The sequence below is a fragment of the Vagococcus allomyrinae genome (genome assembly GCF_017829975.1).
Lineage (GTDB): Bacteria > Bacillota > Bacilli > Lactobacillales > Vagococcaceae > Vagococcus_D > Vagococcus_D allomyrinae.
In genome coordinates, this window is the sequence record NZ_JAEEGA010000001.1 from 1 (window position 1) to 15,223 (window position 15,223).

At 42.8% G+C, this 15,223-nt stretch carries 12 protein-coding genes; 11 read left to right on the plus strand and 1 reads right to left on the minus strand.

Translation table 11 applies throughout. The annotated features are described in order from the left end of the window. The first annotated feature begins 146 nt into the window (after positions 1–146). From I6N95_RS00005 to ftsY, 5 genes are all read left to right on the plus strand, one after another. Positions 147–1,013 carry an ROK family protein gene (locus tag I6N95_RS00005; protein WP_209524283.1) on the plus strand — a complete coding sequence of 289 codons (867 nt, stop codon included), beginning with the start codon at positions 147–149 and terminating at the stop codon, positions 1,011–1,013. A 339-nt stretch (positions 1,014–1,352) separates the two neighbouring features. Continuing rightward, the gene (gene rnc, locus I6N95_RS00010; RefSeq protein ID WP_209524284.1) at positions 1,353–2,045 is read left to right on the plus strand and encodes a ribonuclease III; all 693 of its coding nucleotides are present in this window, start codon (positions 1,353–1,355) and stop codon (positions 2,043–2,045) included. Between the two features lie 75 nt (positions 2,046–2,120). Further along, on the plus strand, positions 2,121–5,708 hold the full coding sequence (gene smc, locus I6N95_RS00015; RefSeq protein WP_209524285.1) for a chromosome segregation protein SMC: 3,588 nt from the start codon (positions 2,121–2,123) through the stop codon (positions 5,706–5,708). Between the two features lie 48 nt (positions 5,709–5,756). Next, entirely contained in the window at positions 5,757–6,578 is an 822-nt protein-coding gene (locus I6N95_RS00020) for a Cof-type HAD-IIB family hydrolase (RefSeq protein WP_209524286.1), read from the plus strand. Between the two features lie 31 nt (positions 6,579–6,609). Continuing rightward, positions 6,610–7,935: a signal recognition particle-docking protein FtsY gene (ftsY, locus tag I6N95_RS00025; protein WP_209524287.1), complete on the plus strand. Its 1,326-nt coding sequence runs from the start codon at positions 6,610–6,612 to the stop codon at positions 7,933–7,935. Positions 7,936–7,987: 52 nt separating this feature from the next. Here ftsY and I6N95_RS00030 read toward each other — a convergent pair whose 3' ends face one another. Further along, positions 7,988–8,743: a DeoR/GlpR family DNA-binding transcription regulator gene (locus I6N95_RS00030; RefSeq protein WP_209524288.1), complete on the minus strand. Its 756-nt coding sequence runs from the start codon at positions 8,741–8,743 to the stop codon at positions 7,988–7,990. A gap of 192 nt (positions 8,744–8,935) precedes the next feature. Between I6N95_RS00030 and I6N95_RS00035 the strand changes: the two genes are divergently transcribed. Genes I6N95_RS00035 through I6N95_RS00060 form a run of 6 tightly spaced genes read left to right on the plus strand, consistent with a single transcriptional unit; the run spans position 8,936 to position 15,211 of the window. Beyond that, the gene (locus I6N95_RS00035) at positions 8,936–9,628 is read left to right on the plus strand and encodes a class II aldolase/adducin family protein (protein ID WP_209524289.1); all 693 of its coding nucleotides are present in this window, start codon (positions 8,936–8,938) and stop codon (positions 9,626–9,628) included. A 23-nt stretch (positions 9,629–9,651) separates the two neighbouring features. After that, complete coding sequence (locus I6N95_RS00040; RefSeq protein WP_209524290.1) at positions 9,652–11,094, plus strand: rhamnulokinase; 1,443 nt, start codon at positions 9,652–9,654, stop codon at positions 11,092–11,094. 44 nt (positions 11,095–11,138) lie between these two features. Then, complete coding sequence (locus I6N95_RS00045) at positions 11,139–11,564, plus strand: RbsD/FucU family protein (RefSeq protein ID WP_209524291.1); 426 nt, start codon at positions 11,139–11,141, stop codon at positions 11,562–11,564. Between the two features lie 18 nt (positions 11,565–11,582). Further along, positions 11,583–13,115, plus strand: a complete 1,533-nt coding sequence (locus tag I6N95_RS00050) for a sugar ABC transporter ATP-binding protein (RefSeq protein ID WP_209524292.1) — start codon at positions 11,583–11,585, stop codon at positions 13,113–13,115. Beyond that, a complete protein-coding gene (locus I6N95_RS00055; RefSeq protein ID WP_209524293.1) occupies positions 13,093–14,091 on the plus strand; it encodes an ABC transporter permease in 999 nt (332 codons plus the stop codon). Before I6N95_RS00050 ends, I6N95_RS00055 begins: the two co-directional genes overlap by 23 nt. Positions 14,092–14,110: 19 nt before the next feature. Next, positions 14,111–15,211: an ABC transporter substrate-binding protein gene (locus I6N95_RS00060; RefSeq protein ID WP_209524294.1), complete on the plus strand. Its 1,101-nt coding sequence runs from the start codon at positions 14,111–14,113 to the stop codon at positions 15,209–15,211. Positions 15,212–15,223: the final 12 nt, after the last annotated feature.

The window sequence follows — 15,223 nt, forward strand, 5'->3', positions numbered from 1 at the left end:
CAATAACCGTAGGAACTGCGGGGATAGCTTGGTAAATAAAAGACACCGCTGATAGTAAAGAAATACGCTATCAAGTATGCTTTCTTCCCAAGAATCTTGTGACTTTAGTCATGAGAGGTTCAAGAGCAAATCTAGAAGGAGTGTTTATGTATTTAGTGATTGATATTGGTGGTAGTAGTGTGAAGAGTGGGATTTGGCAAGCTGGTAAACTGCTGGCAGAAGAGCAAGCGCTTTCCCCCGCCAGCTGGGAGGAAATGTTAGCTCAATTAGTGAACTTAAAAGCGAGAAAAAGTCAGGATTATCCGCTCAAAGGGGTGAGCTTTAGTTTGCCAGGGATTGTTAATAAGACAGCGGGGATTCTAGAAGGCGCTAGCTCATTAGCTTATTTACATGGTTTTGCTTTTCGTGAAGTGGTGTCTCAAGCTATGGGATTGCCGGTTTTTATGGAAAACGATGCGAAGTGTGCGGCTTTGGCTGAACAGCGTTATGGGATTGCTAAAAATAAGCAAAATGTGCTTTTTGTGGTGATTGGTACTGGAATTGGTGGCACGATTATTAGCGACGGCCAGATTCGTAAAGGCCATCATTCATTTAGTGGTGAGTTTGGTATGATGTTAATTAATGGTCGTGATGAATGGGCGCTTCTTGGATCGGCTGTACATATGGCTCGAAGGGTGTCAGTAGCCAAGGGATTGTCGGAAACGGCTTTAAGTGGACGAGAGGTCTTTGAGTTAGCGGAGGCAGGTGATCCACTAGCCCATCAGGCGGTGGAAGAACTCTATCATTATTTAGCCTTAGGAATTTACAATTTGCAGTATATCATTGATCCTGAACTGATTGTGCTCGGTGGTGGGATTTCAGCAAAAACAGGCCTAATCGCTGACATTGAGCGTCATTTGCAATTGATTATGGGTTATGGGCAACGCTCGCCACTTTTCCCAAAATTAGCCGTCTGCCAGTTCGGCAATGAGGCTAACTTAATTGGAGCGGCAATAGTGGCTCAATCGGACTAGTTTTGCCGAACTTCCAGAAGACTGGGTTATCCGAAATGGAAAGCTAGAGGCCCATTAAGTGGTGAACTAAACAATTTCTCTTGCTGATAGATCGTAAGAGGAATTGTTTTTTTGTTGACAATTAGCGAAGTAAACGAACAATTGCCTTTTAGTAATATAAGTATTTATGAATAATTCACTTAAAACATTTTCAAACGGAGCTAAAACCAGTATAATGGTTAGAGTATGAGGAAAAATATAAAATCAGTTTAGCTTGAAACACTCTGGAGGGGGTTAGATGAAGAGAGGAGTTGCTCGATTTGTCTGACTTTTAAGCTATTCAGTAAGGAAGTTACAACCATGAATGAACAATTAATAAAGCTCGTGAAACACAAGTATCAAGTTGAATTTACCGATCCGACACTATTGGAGCAAGCTTTCACTCATTCATCTTATGTAAATGAGCATCGATATTTGCAACTAGCGGATAACGAACGTTTGGAATTTTTAGGAGACGCCGTGTTAGAGTTAATCGTGTCAGAGTTTCTGTTTGGTTTTTATACAAAACTACCAGAAGGCAAGTTAACGAAAATGCGAGCAGCGATTGTCTGCGAAGAGAGTCTCGCCAAATTCGCCAAAGAATGCGAATTTGATCAGTATATTCGTTTAGGAAAAGGGGAAGAAAACTCTAATGGTCGTCAACGTCCGTCATTATTGTGTGATTTATTTGAAGCCTTTTTAGGAGCGTTATACTTGGACCGTGGCTTAGCTGAAGTGGAAAAATTTGTGGCGAAAGTTGTTTTCCCTAAAATAAAATCTGGTGCTTTTTCACATGAGATGGATCATAAGACGGCTTTACAGGAAATACTGCAACGAAATGGGGATATTGACATTGAATATCGTTTAGTCCATGAAGAAGGGCCAGCTCACGATCGTCAATTTTCAGTTGAGGTTAGTGTTGGTGGCAAAGTGATTGGGACAGGGATTGGTAAATCGAAAAAGATGGCAGAACAGCGGGCCGCTGAATTCGCCATTATGAATATTAAGAAATAACAATCAGCTGGACAGGTGAGGCAGTTTCCCCATCGGTTCAGCTGGCTTTAGTTTGAAGAAAGGGGCCTTGTATTCGTGTATTTAAAGAAAATCGAAATTGCGGGGTTTAAATCCTTTGCAGAGCGAACGGTGATTGAGTTTGACAGAGGGTTAACAGCGGTTGTTGGGCCTAATGGCAGTGGCAAAAGTAATATTACTGAAGCGATTCGTTGGGTACTGGGAGAGCAGTCGGCGAAAAGCCTTCGTGGGGGTAAGATGCCCGATGTTATCTTTGCCGGTACGACTAAGCGGAAGCCTTTAAACATTGCCGAAGTTACCGTTGTGTTGGACAATGAGCAGCGCTTTTTACCGCTTGATTTTAGCGAAGTCAGTGTCACTCGCCGTCTTAAGCGGACAGGCGAAAGTGATTTTTATATTAATAAACAAAGTTGTCGCTTAAAAGATATTATTGATCTTTTTATGGATTCTGGTTTAGGGAAAGAATCTTTTTCGATTATCTCTCAAGGTAAGGTTGAAGCGATTTTTAATAGTAAACCAGAAGATCGTCGAGGGATATTTGAAGAGGCTGCGGGCGTCTTAAAGTACAAGCAGCGAAAGCGGCAAGCTGAACAAAAATTATTTGAAACAGAAGATAATTTAAATCGGGTACAGGACATTATTTATGAATTGGAAGGCCAGTTGGAGCCTTTAGGCGAGCAGAGCCACATCGCCAAGAAGTACTTGCAATTAAAGGAGCAGTTGACGTCGATTGATGTCAGTGTGACTGTTCATGAAATTGATCAGTTAAAGGCGGAGTGGCAGCTGCGGGATGTTGAATTGACTGAGGTTAATCAGACGTTGGCCGATGTCAGCGCCTCGATTGGCAATTTTGAGCGAACCTTGATCAATCTGCGGGACAAGCGAACGCGCTTGGACGAAAAGCTCGATTTGGAACAACAGCATCTACTGACTGTGACAGAAGCTTATGAACAGGCAGAAGGTCAAAAAAATGTCTTGGTGGAGCGTTCTCAAAATACCGAAAAAACCGCCAGTGAATACGACCAGACCTTACAAGGGGTGCGGGCCAAAATTGTGGCATTTGAAGCGGAAAAGGCGGGCTTGACTCAAGAACTGGCTAAAAAAGAAGCCAAAAAAGCGGAGTTAGTTGCCACAGTCAACGAGTTAACTGAGTTAGTGGAAACGTACAGCAAGTCGGCTAAAGAGCGTTTGGCAGAACTGCGCAGTGAATACGTGGAGCTGATGCAAAATCAAGCCAATACAAGTAATGATTTAAAGCACTTGGAGAAACAGTACCAACAAGAGAGCACTAAAAATCAAGTGGCTATCGACCAGCATCAGCAATTGATTCAGCAACAGGCTCAATTAAGTGAGCGAGAAGCAGAAGGCCAATTGAAATTAACGAAACATACGGAAGCCTTGGAGCGTCTGCGTCGTGAATACACAGCGGCTCAAAAGCTGGCTCATAGCTCTAAGCAAGAGCTAGGCATTAAAGAGAAGCAGATGTACGATGCCATGGGGATTTTACAACAAGCCAAGGCGCGGCAAAAAAGTCTTCAAGAATTGCAGGAAAATTATGCTGGGTTCTATCAAGGGGTGCGAGCGGTATTAAAGGCTAAGGATGAAGTTTCCGGTCTAGTCGGAGCGGTAGCCGAATTGATCACCGTGCCACAAGAACTAGCATTGGGAATTGAGACTGCTTTAGGTGGGGCGGCTCAAAATGTGATTGTGGAAGACGAAGGTGCAGGTCGCAAGGCGATTGCTTATTTGAAAAACAAGCGTTTAGGTCGGGCGACCTTCTTACCGTTGACCACGATTAAGCCTCGGACGATGAACAGTACGGTTCGCCAGGAACTAAAAGGGACTGCCGGCTTTATCGGCATTGCCAGTGAGTTGGTAAGTTTTGAGCCACGGATTAAGCATGTGGTGGAAAATCTTTTAGGTGTGACCATTTTAGCTCGTGATTTAGCGAGTGCCAACCAAATTGCCAAGCAGGTTCGCTATCAGTTTCGGGTGGTCTCCTTAGAAGGGGATGTCATGAATCCTGGTGGTTCCATGACTGGTGGTGCCACTCGTAAAGGCAATCAAGGCAATCTCTTTGCTCAAGCAGGTGAGTTACAAACCCTGACGGAGCAAGTCGCTAAGATGTCCGCTGAACTGGTTAAACGAGAAGCACTGGTTCGTCAATTAAAAGAGGACGTAGCCGATGCCGATATTCAGTTGGAACAATTGCGAGAAGCAGGCGAAAAGGCTCGAATTAAGGAGCAAGAATTAAAAAGTCAGCTTGACATGTTGGCAACTGAGCGGAAACAATTAACCCGAGAACAGCAAGCGTTTGAAAATGACTCCCAAGGCTTAACTAACTTTTTGGCGGATTACGAAGAGCAAAAAGGGCAACTGGAAGCTCAAATGGCTAATATTCAGGAAGCTCGTCAGCAACTGGATGAAGAGATGAATCAGACAGATGCTCAGGAAGCCATCAACACCAAGTTGCGTGAAGAAGCCCAAGAGAAGTTGAAAAATCGTCAATCACGGGTGGCGGTTGTTTCAGAACAAATCGTTCATTCACAACAGTTGATTGCAGACAAGAACAGTCAATTGCAAGAAGCTCAAACAGAAGCCGCTAAACTGGCTGAGCAAATCCGTTCTTTAACCGACGCGAGTTCCGATCACGCTGAATCTCAAGAATCAATTCAAGGGCGGATGGTGGAGTTAAGTGAGCGTAAAACCACTTTACAAGCTCTGTTAGTCAGTTTAAAAGAGGAGCGGGAAAGTGTTCATCAGAAAATAGCTGAACTGGACGGGGATTTAACGACTGCCAATAAGAATCAACAAGAGCTGCTTGGCAAAAAGTCAAAAGCAGAAGTGGTTAAAAGTCGTTCGGAAGTAGGCATGGATAATGCGCTGCAACATTTACAGGAAGATTACAGTTTAACATATGAAGCTGGCAAGGAGTTGTATCCTTTAGAAGTCGAGTTTGAAGAAGCTAAAGGTAAAATTCGCAGTTTAAAACGAGAGATTGACAGCTTAGGCCCAGTCAATATGGGCGCAATCGAGCAGTACGAGACTGTCAATGAACGTTATACTTTTTTGGTGACTCAGCGAGATGATTTATTAGACGCCAAAGAAAGTTTGTTTGAGACGATGACTGAAATGGATGACATCGTGAAGGAGAAATTTGAAGAAGTCTTTATGGCGATTCGTGAGAAGTTTCGAATTGTCTTTCCCAATATGTTTGGCGGTGGACACGCTGACTTACGTCTAACTGATCCAACGGATTTATTAAATACCGGGATTGAAATTGTCGCTCAGCCACCTGGCAAAAAATTGCAAAGCCTGAGTTTGCTTTCAGGGGGAGAACGGGCCTTGACGGCGATTGCATTGTTGTTCTCGATTATTCAAGTTCGTCCTGTGCCATTCTGTGTGCTAGATGAGGTCGAGGCTGCTTTAGATGAGGCCAATGTTGCCCGTTTTGGCCAGTATTTAAGTCACTTTGAAGATGACACTCAGTTTATCGTAATTACTCACAGAAAAGGCACGATGGAAGCGGCCGATGTGTTGTACGGTGTGACCATGCAAGAATCAGGCGTATCGAAGATTGTATCAGTTCGCTTGGAAGAAATTAACGAGCGTGGCGATATTGAAATAGACAGCGAAACGGCGTGATTATTTTAGTTGAATTTGTCAACTAAAAACAGGGAGGAATTGACTAGAATGATTAAATTAATCGCCATTGATTTAGATGGCACTTTATTGACAGATGATAAACAGATTTCTGCTCGCAATATTGAAACACTTCAGCAAGCGAAAGCTCAAGGGGTAAAAGTCGTCCTTTGTACGGGGCGACCATTAAATTCAGTCGTTGGCCATTTGGAAACGTTGGGTTTAACTGAGCCAGGCGATTACGCTGTGACCTTTAATGGCGGCTTGGTTCAAAAGAACGACACTGGCGAGATCTTATCAAAAGACATTATGAGCTTTGAGGATGTGGCGACGATTTTTGACTTAACACAGGAACTAAGTCTGCCTTTAGACGTGGTTTCTAACGAGACAGTCTATCGCATTCAGCCGCAACCAGCGGCTTATCCTTCACTGTACAATCAGTTGAATTCTATCTTAAGATTTGAAGATCGAACATTAGCTGAGTTACCTCAAGATCGTGATTTCAACAAGATGGTTTGTGCGATAGAAGGGGATTATTTGGAGCAACAATTACCGAAAATTCCAGCTAGCTTCCATGAGCGCTATAATATTGTTCGCTCAGGAGAACGATTATTTGAATTTTTGAATAAGCATGTCACAAAAGCCAATGGTTTAGTCAAGCTAGGTCAGATTTTAGGGATTGACCAAAGTGAGATGATGGCTTTAGGAGATGAAGAAAACGATTTGTCGATGATCGACTATGCTGGCTTAGGAGTGGCCATGGCCAATGCTTCAGCAGAAATCAAAGAAATGGCCCAGTATATTACGGATTCCAATGAAGAAGATGGTGTCGCCAAAGCCGTTGAGAAATTTGTGTTAAACGAAACGCCATAAATAATGACAATCATATAAGGAGGGAACTCGTTTGGGATTTTTTGATAAAATAAAAAAAGCTTTTACTGGCGAACAAGAAGAAACAGTGGAAGAAATCGTTGAAACTGATGTGGAGCAAGAGGAATCAGCGGAGCAGACCACTGAGGTGGCTGACACGGCTGAACTGGACGAAGGGCCAGAGGCTGTTGAAGATGAAGGGAAAACCACACTGGATGTCAGCGAACCAGAAGGGACTCCAACAGAGGTAATACCTGAAACAGAGACGACAGTTGAAGAACTTGAAGTGACCTTGGATGTTGAACCAGTTGAACTGAGCGAACCGGTTGAGGTTGAGGAAGTGGCTCCCGTAGCACCTGAGCAGGTTCCTGAGCCCGTGGCGGAAATTGCAGAAGTGCTGGAAACCGATGCCTCAACAGAATCAGAAGCCGCTCAGAAAATGGATAAGGGGCTGAAAAAAACCCGACGAACTTTCTCACAAGTCTTAAATGAATTAATGGCTAATTTCCGTAGTGTGGATGAAGAATTTTTCGAAGACCTTGAGGAAACATTGATTACAGCAGATGTTGGCTTTGAAACCAGTTTGCGAATTACAGATGAGTTGCGCAAAGAAGTGAAGCTACGCAATGCTAAAAAGAACAGCGATGTTCAAAAGGCGATTGTTGAGAAGATGGTTGAGATTTACGAAGAAAACAGCGAAGGCGAAAATAACCAGTTGAACATTCAACAGGGGTTAACAGTCATGTTATTCGTTGGCGTTAATGGTGTCGGTAAAACAACTAGTATTGGGAAACTTGCCAATCAGTACCGTTTAGCAGGGAAAAAAGTTCTTTTAGCGGCGGCGGACACCTTTAGAGCAGGAGCGATTGACCAATTAGTCGTTTGGGGAGAACGTGCTCAGGTTGAAGTGGTTCGCGGTAATGCCGGAGGCGATCCCGCAGCTGTTGTCTATGATGCAGTGGAAAAAGCCAAAGCCCAAGAGGCAGATATTTTATTGGTGGATACGGCTGGTCGCTTGCAAAACAAAGTTAATCTGATGAATGAGTTGGAAAAAATCAAGCGAGTTATTCAACGGGAAATACCAGATGGCCCCCATGAAGTGATGTTGGTTGTTGACGCTACAACCGGGCAAAACGCTATGGTTCAGGCGAAGCAGTTTAAAGAAACCACTGATGTGACGGGATTAGTACTGACTAAATTAGATGGTACGGCCAAAGGTGGGATGGTCTTGGCGATTCGCAATGAGTTGCACATTCCAGTTAAATTAGTTGGCTTAGGCGAAGGGATTGATGATTTGCAACCCTTTAATCCGAATGATTTTATCAATGGCATGTTCAAAGAATTACTGGAAGCAAAATAGAGTAACAGCAAGTATAATGAGTGACATCATTGTGCTTGCTGTTATTTTTTACTTAGTAGAGTAATTCAAAATCGAGGTTATGGGCACTTTCCAGATAGTCAATACTGGGCTCAGTATTGGTGATAAGGGCATCGATCTGTTGATAACTGGACAAGTTAAAAAAGTGAGGGGAATCGAACTTCGTTTCATCGCATAGGAGAATGGATTGTTTCGCGTTGGCCATCAGATGTTGCTTAAAGAGTGCTTGATTCAAACTGGCTTCGTATGTTCCTTCAGGATCGATGCCACGGCAAGAGAGGAAGCAAAGATCGGCTTTAAAATTAGCGATGAAGTTACCGGTTAACTCGCCGACAATTGAGGTGGAGTTGGTTTTAAGCTCCCCACCAGGCAAATAGACTTTAACATTGTCCATGGCACTTAAACTAATGGCGTTGCGCAAGCCGTTGGTCACGACGATGATATTGTGAAATTGTCGCAAATGTTCGCAAATATAGAAGGATGTACTGCTAGAATCCAAGAAGATTGACATGCCGTTGCCGATAAAATCCGCAGCAAGGGAGGCGATATAGGCTTTAGCTTCGTTATTTTCAGTTTCACGATAAAAGTGGGAGAACTCAGTATTACTTTTGGAAATAATGGTAGCGCCACCATGGTGACGTTTGATTAAGCCGTTGGTTTCCAGATCGAGTAACTCTCGGCGCAAAGTTGATAAACTACAAAATAATTGCTTACATAATTCAGCATTGCTGAGACTCTTTTTTTTGGTAAGCAGATCTAAAATAGTGTTTTGACGGATGGATAAAGTCAAGATCAGCACCTCCTATGGTTGGATTGATTGTGAATAGTTTTGACTCGTTGTGAACTAATTTTAGTATAAAAGCGGTAACAGTTCAACTTTTTGTTCAAATCTATTTTTTTCTTTTTGAAATCGTATAATAGGATTAAGAAAAATGAGTCATGGCTAGCGTAATGACAGAACATGTTTTCAACTTAGGAGGAAATGACAATGAACGAACAGGTGATTAAAGAACAAATCTGTGAAGTGTGTAATAAAATGTGGCAATTAGGTTGGGTAGCGGCTAATGATGGGAATGTCACGGTTAAGTTGGCTGAAGACACCTTTTTGGCAACGCCAACTGGCATTAGTAAAAGTTTTATCACACCAGATAAATTATTAAAAATAAATAGTAAAGGAGAGGTTCTGGAAGGGGCCGAAGGCTATCGCCCCTCTAGTGAGATAAAAATGCATTTAAAATGTTATCAAGATCGGGGTGATGTTGGGGCGGTTGTTCATGCCCATCCACCTGTGGCCACTGGTTTTGCTTTGGCGAACATACCACTAGATAGTTACTCATTAATTGAAACGGCGATTGCGATCGGTTCTGTGCCAATCACCCCTTTTGGGACACCGTCAACAGATGAAGTGCCAGAGGCGATTGCGCCTTATTTACCAGAACATGATGTGTTGTTATTACAGAATCATGGGGCTTTAACAGTTGGCTCAGATCTGATCACGGCTTACTATCGGATGGAGTCGTTGGAATTATGTGCCAAAACAACTTTTTATGCCCGCATGTTATTAGGGGGAAAGCAAGAGGAAGAGATTGAACGGGATACATTGGAACGGTTGTTTTCAATGAGAGAGGGCTATAAAGTTACAGGGAAACATCCCGGTTATAAAAAATACAGCTAAAAACCTCAGAAAGAAGGGGAATGATGAAAAAGAATGTCTTAGCCATTGATTTTGGCGGCTCTAATGGGCGTGTTATCTTGGGTGTTTTTGATCAGGGAAAGTTACATTTGGAAGAAATTCATCGCTTTCCCAACCAACCGATTGCTAAACAGGGTAGTTTGTATTGGGATTTCCCTCAGTTGTGCCATGAGCTTGTGGTAGGAATTCAAAAAGCGACCGCTCGTTATGAGATTGACAGTATCGGGATCGATACTTGGGGCGTGGATTATGGCTTGCTAGATGATAAGGGGTTGTTGTCTTACCCAAGACATTATCGAGATCCACGAACCCAAGGGTATTTGGCAAAGGCCTTGGAAAAAATATCTCCAGAAGCGTTATACACAGCTACAGGCAATCAACTGATGGAGATTAATACGCTCTTTCAGTTGTTGACCGAGGAAGAAAGTTTAGCAAAAGCAACGACTCTTTTATTTATGCCAGACTTGTTTGGTTATTTCTTAACGGGAAAACGTCAAACGGAAGCGACGATCGCTTCAACTTCTCAATTAATGAATCCCCTAACGTCAGATTGGCATTGGGAGCTTATCGACTTGTTTGATTTACCCAGAGCTATTTTTCCAACTATTGTTCAACCAGGAACGCTGTTGGGCATGATCAAAAAAGAGCTGGGCTTACCGGCTATTCCCGTGATCAACGTAGGCTCCCATGATACTGCCAGTGCTGTTGCCAGCGTGCCGTCAGAACATCAATTTTTGTTTGTATCTTGCGGAACTTGGTCTCTCATTGGAACAGAGTTGCCACAACCTGTTTTAACTGAAAAAGCTCAATCCTATAATTTAACCAATGAAAAGGGACTTAACCAGACAACCCGCTTTTTGAAAAATATTACCGGCTTGTGGATTTTACAAGAAGTTAAGCGAGAATTTGAGTCTTTGGGGAGAAATTACAACTATCAGGAATTAGAAACATTAGCAAATGAGGCTGATAGTATGGCTTGCTTGATTGATACAGACGCTGAAGTATTTTCTGCTCCTGGTCAGATGATTGAACGGATCCAGTCCTATGCTAAGCGCACAGGACAAATAGTGCCACTAACAGATGGCCAGTTAATCCGTTGTATTTATGAAAGCCTAGCCTTTAAATACAAATACACTTTCTTGGAAATAGTCGATACAGTTGGCTATGAATTTGATAGTGTGAACATTGTCGGTGGCGGTGCAAATTCAGCGTTGTTGTGTCAGATGGTGGCATCAGCCAGTCAAATGATCGTCTATGCAGGGCCTAATGAAGCGACGGCTATCGGCAACATTAATACGCAATTAATTTATCATGGCGCTCTAGGCACCTTGACAGAGGCTCGCATGGAGTTGAAGAAAAGCCAGTATGTCAAAAAATACCTACCGAAAAAAGAAACTAAGTGGGATCAAGAATTTGGACGCTATCAACGTTTGTTGGCAATCAGCTAAACACATAAAACGAAGGTCGGACCGACAAATAGAAGGAGGACGATATGTTAAAACAGATACCAAAGGTGTTGTCACCTGAGTTAGTTAAAGTATTAATGGAGATGGGACATGGAGATGAGCTGGTAATTGCCGATGGCAATTATCCAGCTGCTGCTAACGCGCAATTATTAGTGAGACAAGATGGACTAGGAGTGCCTGAATTGTTATCGGCTATTTTAACCTTGCTACCAATCGATACGTACGTGTCCAGTGGAATTGCTCTGATGTCAGTGGTTGAAGGGGATGCCGAACCTGCTATTTGGGAAGAGTTCAAGACGATTTTTAGTCAGCAGTCTGTTGAGAATGATTCCTTGGAATTTTTGGAACGTTCCGCTTTCTACGAACGAGGCAAACAGGCATATGCGATTTTGGCAACAGGTGAAGAAGCGATTTATGCGAATATTATCTTACGCAAGGGTGTTGTTAAGTAAGCGGGAGAGGTGGAATAAATGAAAACGGAACCAATTTTGGAAATGAAGCAGATTAGTAAACAGTTTGGTCCGGTCAAGGCTCTTAAGGGAGTCAACTTCGATTTGTATCGAGGTGAAGTCCATGCCTTGATGGGGGAGAATGGTGCAGGGAAATCAACTTTAATGAAAGTTTTAACAGGCATTTATCCGCGAGATGGCGGGCAAATTATTTATCAGGGACAAGAGATTGCCTTTAAGCTACCGAAAGAAGCCATGGATCAAGGTGTCGTCATTGTCCATCAGGAACTAAACATGATCAATCATTTAACAGTGGCACAAAATATCTTTATTGGTCGAGAAAATCTCAAGTTTGGCTTGTTTACCACAGATGAAACGATTAATCGCCAAGCTCAGGAATTGTTTGCTTTACTAAATATTGAGATTAACCCTAAAGAGTTGGTTGGCAATTTGACCGTAGGGAAGCAACAGATGGTGGAAATTGCTAAAGCGATATCCATGAATGCAAAAGTGATTGTCTTTGATGAGCCGACTGCGGCTTTGACTGAATCTGAAATTAAGGAGCTCTTTAAGATTATCGATGATCTAAGGGAAAAGGGGATTGGGGTCATTTATATTTCCCATCGGATGGATGAAATTAATCAGATTACCGACCGTGTGACAGTTATGCGTGACGGTGAATATGTGGGAACCCTCATGACGAAGGCGTCAACGAAGGATGATATCATCAGCATGATGGTTGGGCGGGTTATTTATGAGGACCCAAAAAGTCAGTCAAATGTCTCGGAAGGAGCCGAAGTGGTCTTGGAAGTTAAGGGGCTTAATAAAGGTCGCCAAGTCATTGGTTTAAATTTCACTCTGCGAAAAGGAGAAATATTAGGGGTGTCTGGTTTGATGGGAGCGGGGCGAACAGAGATGGCTCGCTTGATTTTTGGTGCAGATACACGCGATTCAGGTGATATTGAAATTCATGGGAAACCAGTTGTGATTAAAAAACCAGCAGATGCTGTCCAACATGGTATTGGCTATTTATCAGAAGATCGCAAACGCTATGGTGTGGTGGTAGATATGTCGATTGCCAACAACACGGTGCTAACTTGTTTGGACCGTTATAGCCACGGCATGTTAATTAATGAGCAAAAACTGGTTAAAAAAAGTGATGAATATGTGAAAGCCCTCGGGACAAAGACGCCTTCGTCACAGCAGTTAGTTCGCAATTTATCTGGTGGAAATCAGCAAAAAGTGGTGATTGCCAAGTGGTTAGAGCAGGATAGTGAGATTTTGATTTTTGATGAACCGACTCGAGGGATTGATGTTGGTGCTAAAAATGAAATTTATAAATTAATGAACGAGTTAGCGGCTCAAGGTAAATCAATCATCATGATTTCATCTGAATTAACTGAAATATTGCGTATGAGCGATCGAATTATGGTGATGTGTGAGGGGCGGAAAACCGGCGAATTGGATATTTCCGAAGCAAGTCAAGAAAAAATCTTACACTACGCCACATTAAGAAATGGAGGAGACGTGGATGTCAGAACAAGCACAAAATAAAAAAACGCCTAAATGGAAGGAGATCGTCCAGCGAATTGGGGTACAAAAAGTTATTGCCATCATCGTCTTGATTGTGATTTATGCCTTTTTCTCCCTTTCAAGTCCTGCCTTTAGAAGCACGGACACATTGGTGAGTATCTTTGATGCCTCCTATTATATCGGCTTTTTGGCAATTGGTGTGACCTTTGTTATTATAACTGGCGGTATGGATTTATCGATCGGCACGGTGATGATGTGTTCGGCCATTTGTGGCGGTGTTTTATATACGAAGGTTGGACTGCCGCTGTGGTTGTCGCTGATATGTATCGTCTTAGTTGGTAGTTTGTTCGGGTTGTTAAATGGCATTATGGTGGCGAAATTCAAGCTGCCGGCGTTTATCGCCACTCTGGGAACGATGATGATTACGAAGGGCCTCAGTTCAATCGTATCAAATGTTCAGAGTATTACTTTCCCTTTAAGGGGAACGGAAGATGGCTGGTATAAAAGTCTCTTTAGAACAGCTAATAATTTTTCCATCGGAATATTTGTCTTATTAGCTATCGCTTTAGTGGCATCGATTATTTTGAATCGGACTAAAATTGGCCGTTACATTTTTGCGATTGGTAGCAATAGTGAGGCCACACGTCTTTCAGGGGTTGATGTGGTGAAATGGCAAGGATTGGCTTATGTGTTTAGTGGTTTCTTTGCTGGCTTAGCAGGGATTGCTTATGCCGCTACTTACACGACGATCTTGCCTGGCTCAGGGGGCGGCATGGAGTTGGATGCGATTGCGGCTGTTGTAGTAGGTGGCACTTCTTTAGCAGGTGGTGTTGGTTCGATTTCCGGGACATTGATTGGGGTATTTATTATGACGGTCTTAAAAGTCGGATTGCCTTACATCGATTTACAACCTCACTATCAAATTTTTATTACCGGTTTTGTGGTGATTTTTGCAGTTTATGCGGATATCTATCGAAATCGTAAAAAAGATCTATAGAAAATGGGAGGAATACACAATGAAAAAAAGCGTTAAGAAAGTTCTGTTAGGTAGTGTGCTGTTGCTGAGTTCGTTGTTAGTCGCTTGTGGCAATTCAACTGATAAAACCGAGTCATCTGGGGCGGAGGGAGAGATGACGGTTGAAGTCATTGCCAAAGGTTTTCAGCATGATTTTTGGAAAGCTGTTAAGTCTGGCGCAGAAAAAGCTGCCAAAGAAGATGGCGTAAAGATGAATTACGTGGGGCCAAAAGATGAGGTGGCAGTGGCAGAGCAAGTGGAGATGTTGAATAATGCCATCAATAAAAAACCAGCGGCCATTGCGCTAGCGGCTTTAGACACCAATGCTGCCTTGGATGCTATCACTCAGGCTATGGATAAAGGTATTCCGATTATCGGTTTTGATTCAGGGGTACCAGGAGCGCCAGAAGGGGCGATCAAAGCCAATGCTTCAACTGATAACTATAAAGCGGGTGAACTGGCGGCTGAAAAAACCTATGAGCAGTTAAAGGATAAAGTGACTGATGCCAGTAAGGAGGCCAAACGAATTGGGGTAGTCTCACAAGAAGTCAATTCGTTGTCAATTACCCAGCGAACTGAAGGGTTTGTTGATAAAATAGTCGAATTAATGGAAGCGGATGCTAATGTCGGCAAAGGAAAAATTGCTGTTATTGGTCATGACAAGTTTAAAAATGATGTGAGTGAAAAGGATGCATTTGTGGCAATTGAAGTTCGCGTGCCAGCAGAGGTAACGGATTCAGCTGGGAAAACGGAAGCTCAATCATTATTGGAGAAAAAAGATATTATCTGCATGTATGGGTCCAATGAATTTGCGGCAAAATCGATCATCAATGCTGACGCAGGGATGTCCGGTGGTCGCATTGGTAATGATAAAGTGATCGCTGTTGGTTTTGACTCAGGTGCCTTGCAGCAAGATGCGATTCGCAATGACAAGTTTTTAGGATCGGTTACCCAAAATCCTGTTTCGATCGGCTATAATGCAGTTAAGCTAGCAGTTAGTGCTGCAAAGGGAGAAAAAGTAGCAGATGTTGATACAGGGTCTGAATGGTATGATTCAGCGAATATTGATGATGAAGATATCCAAGCGTTATTATATGAGTAAGTAGCTAACCGC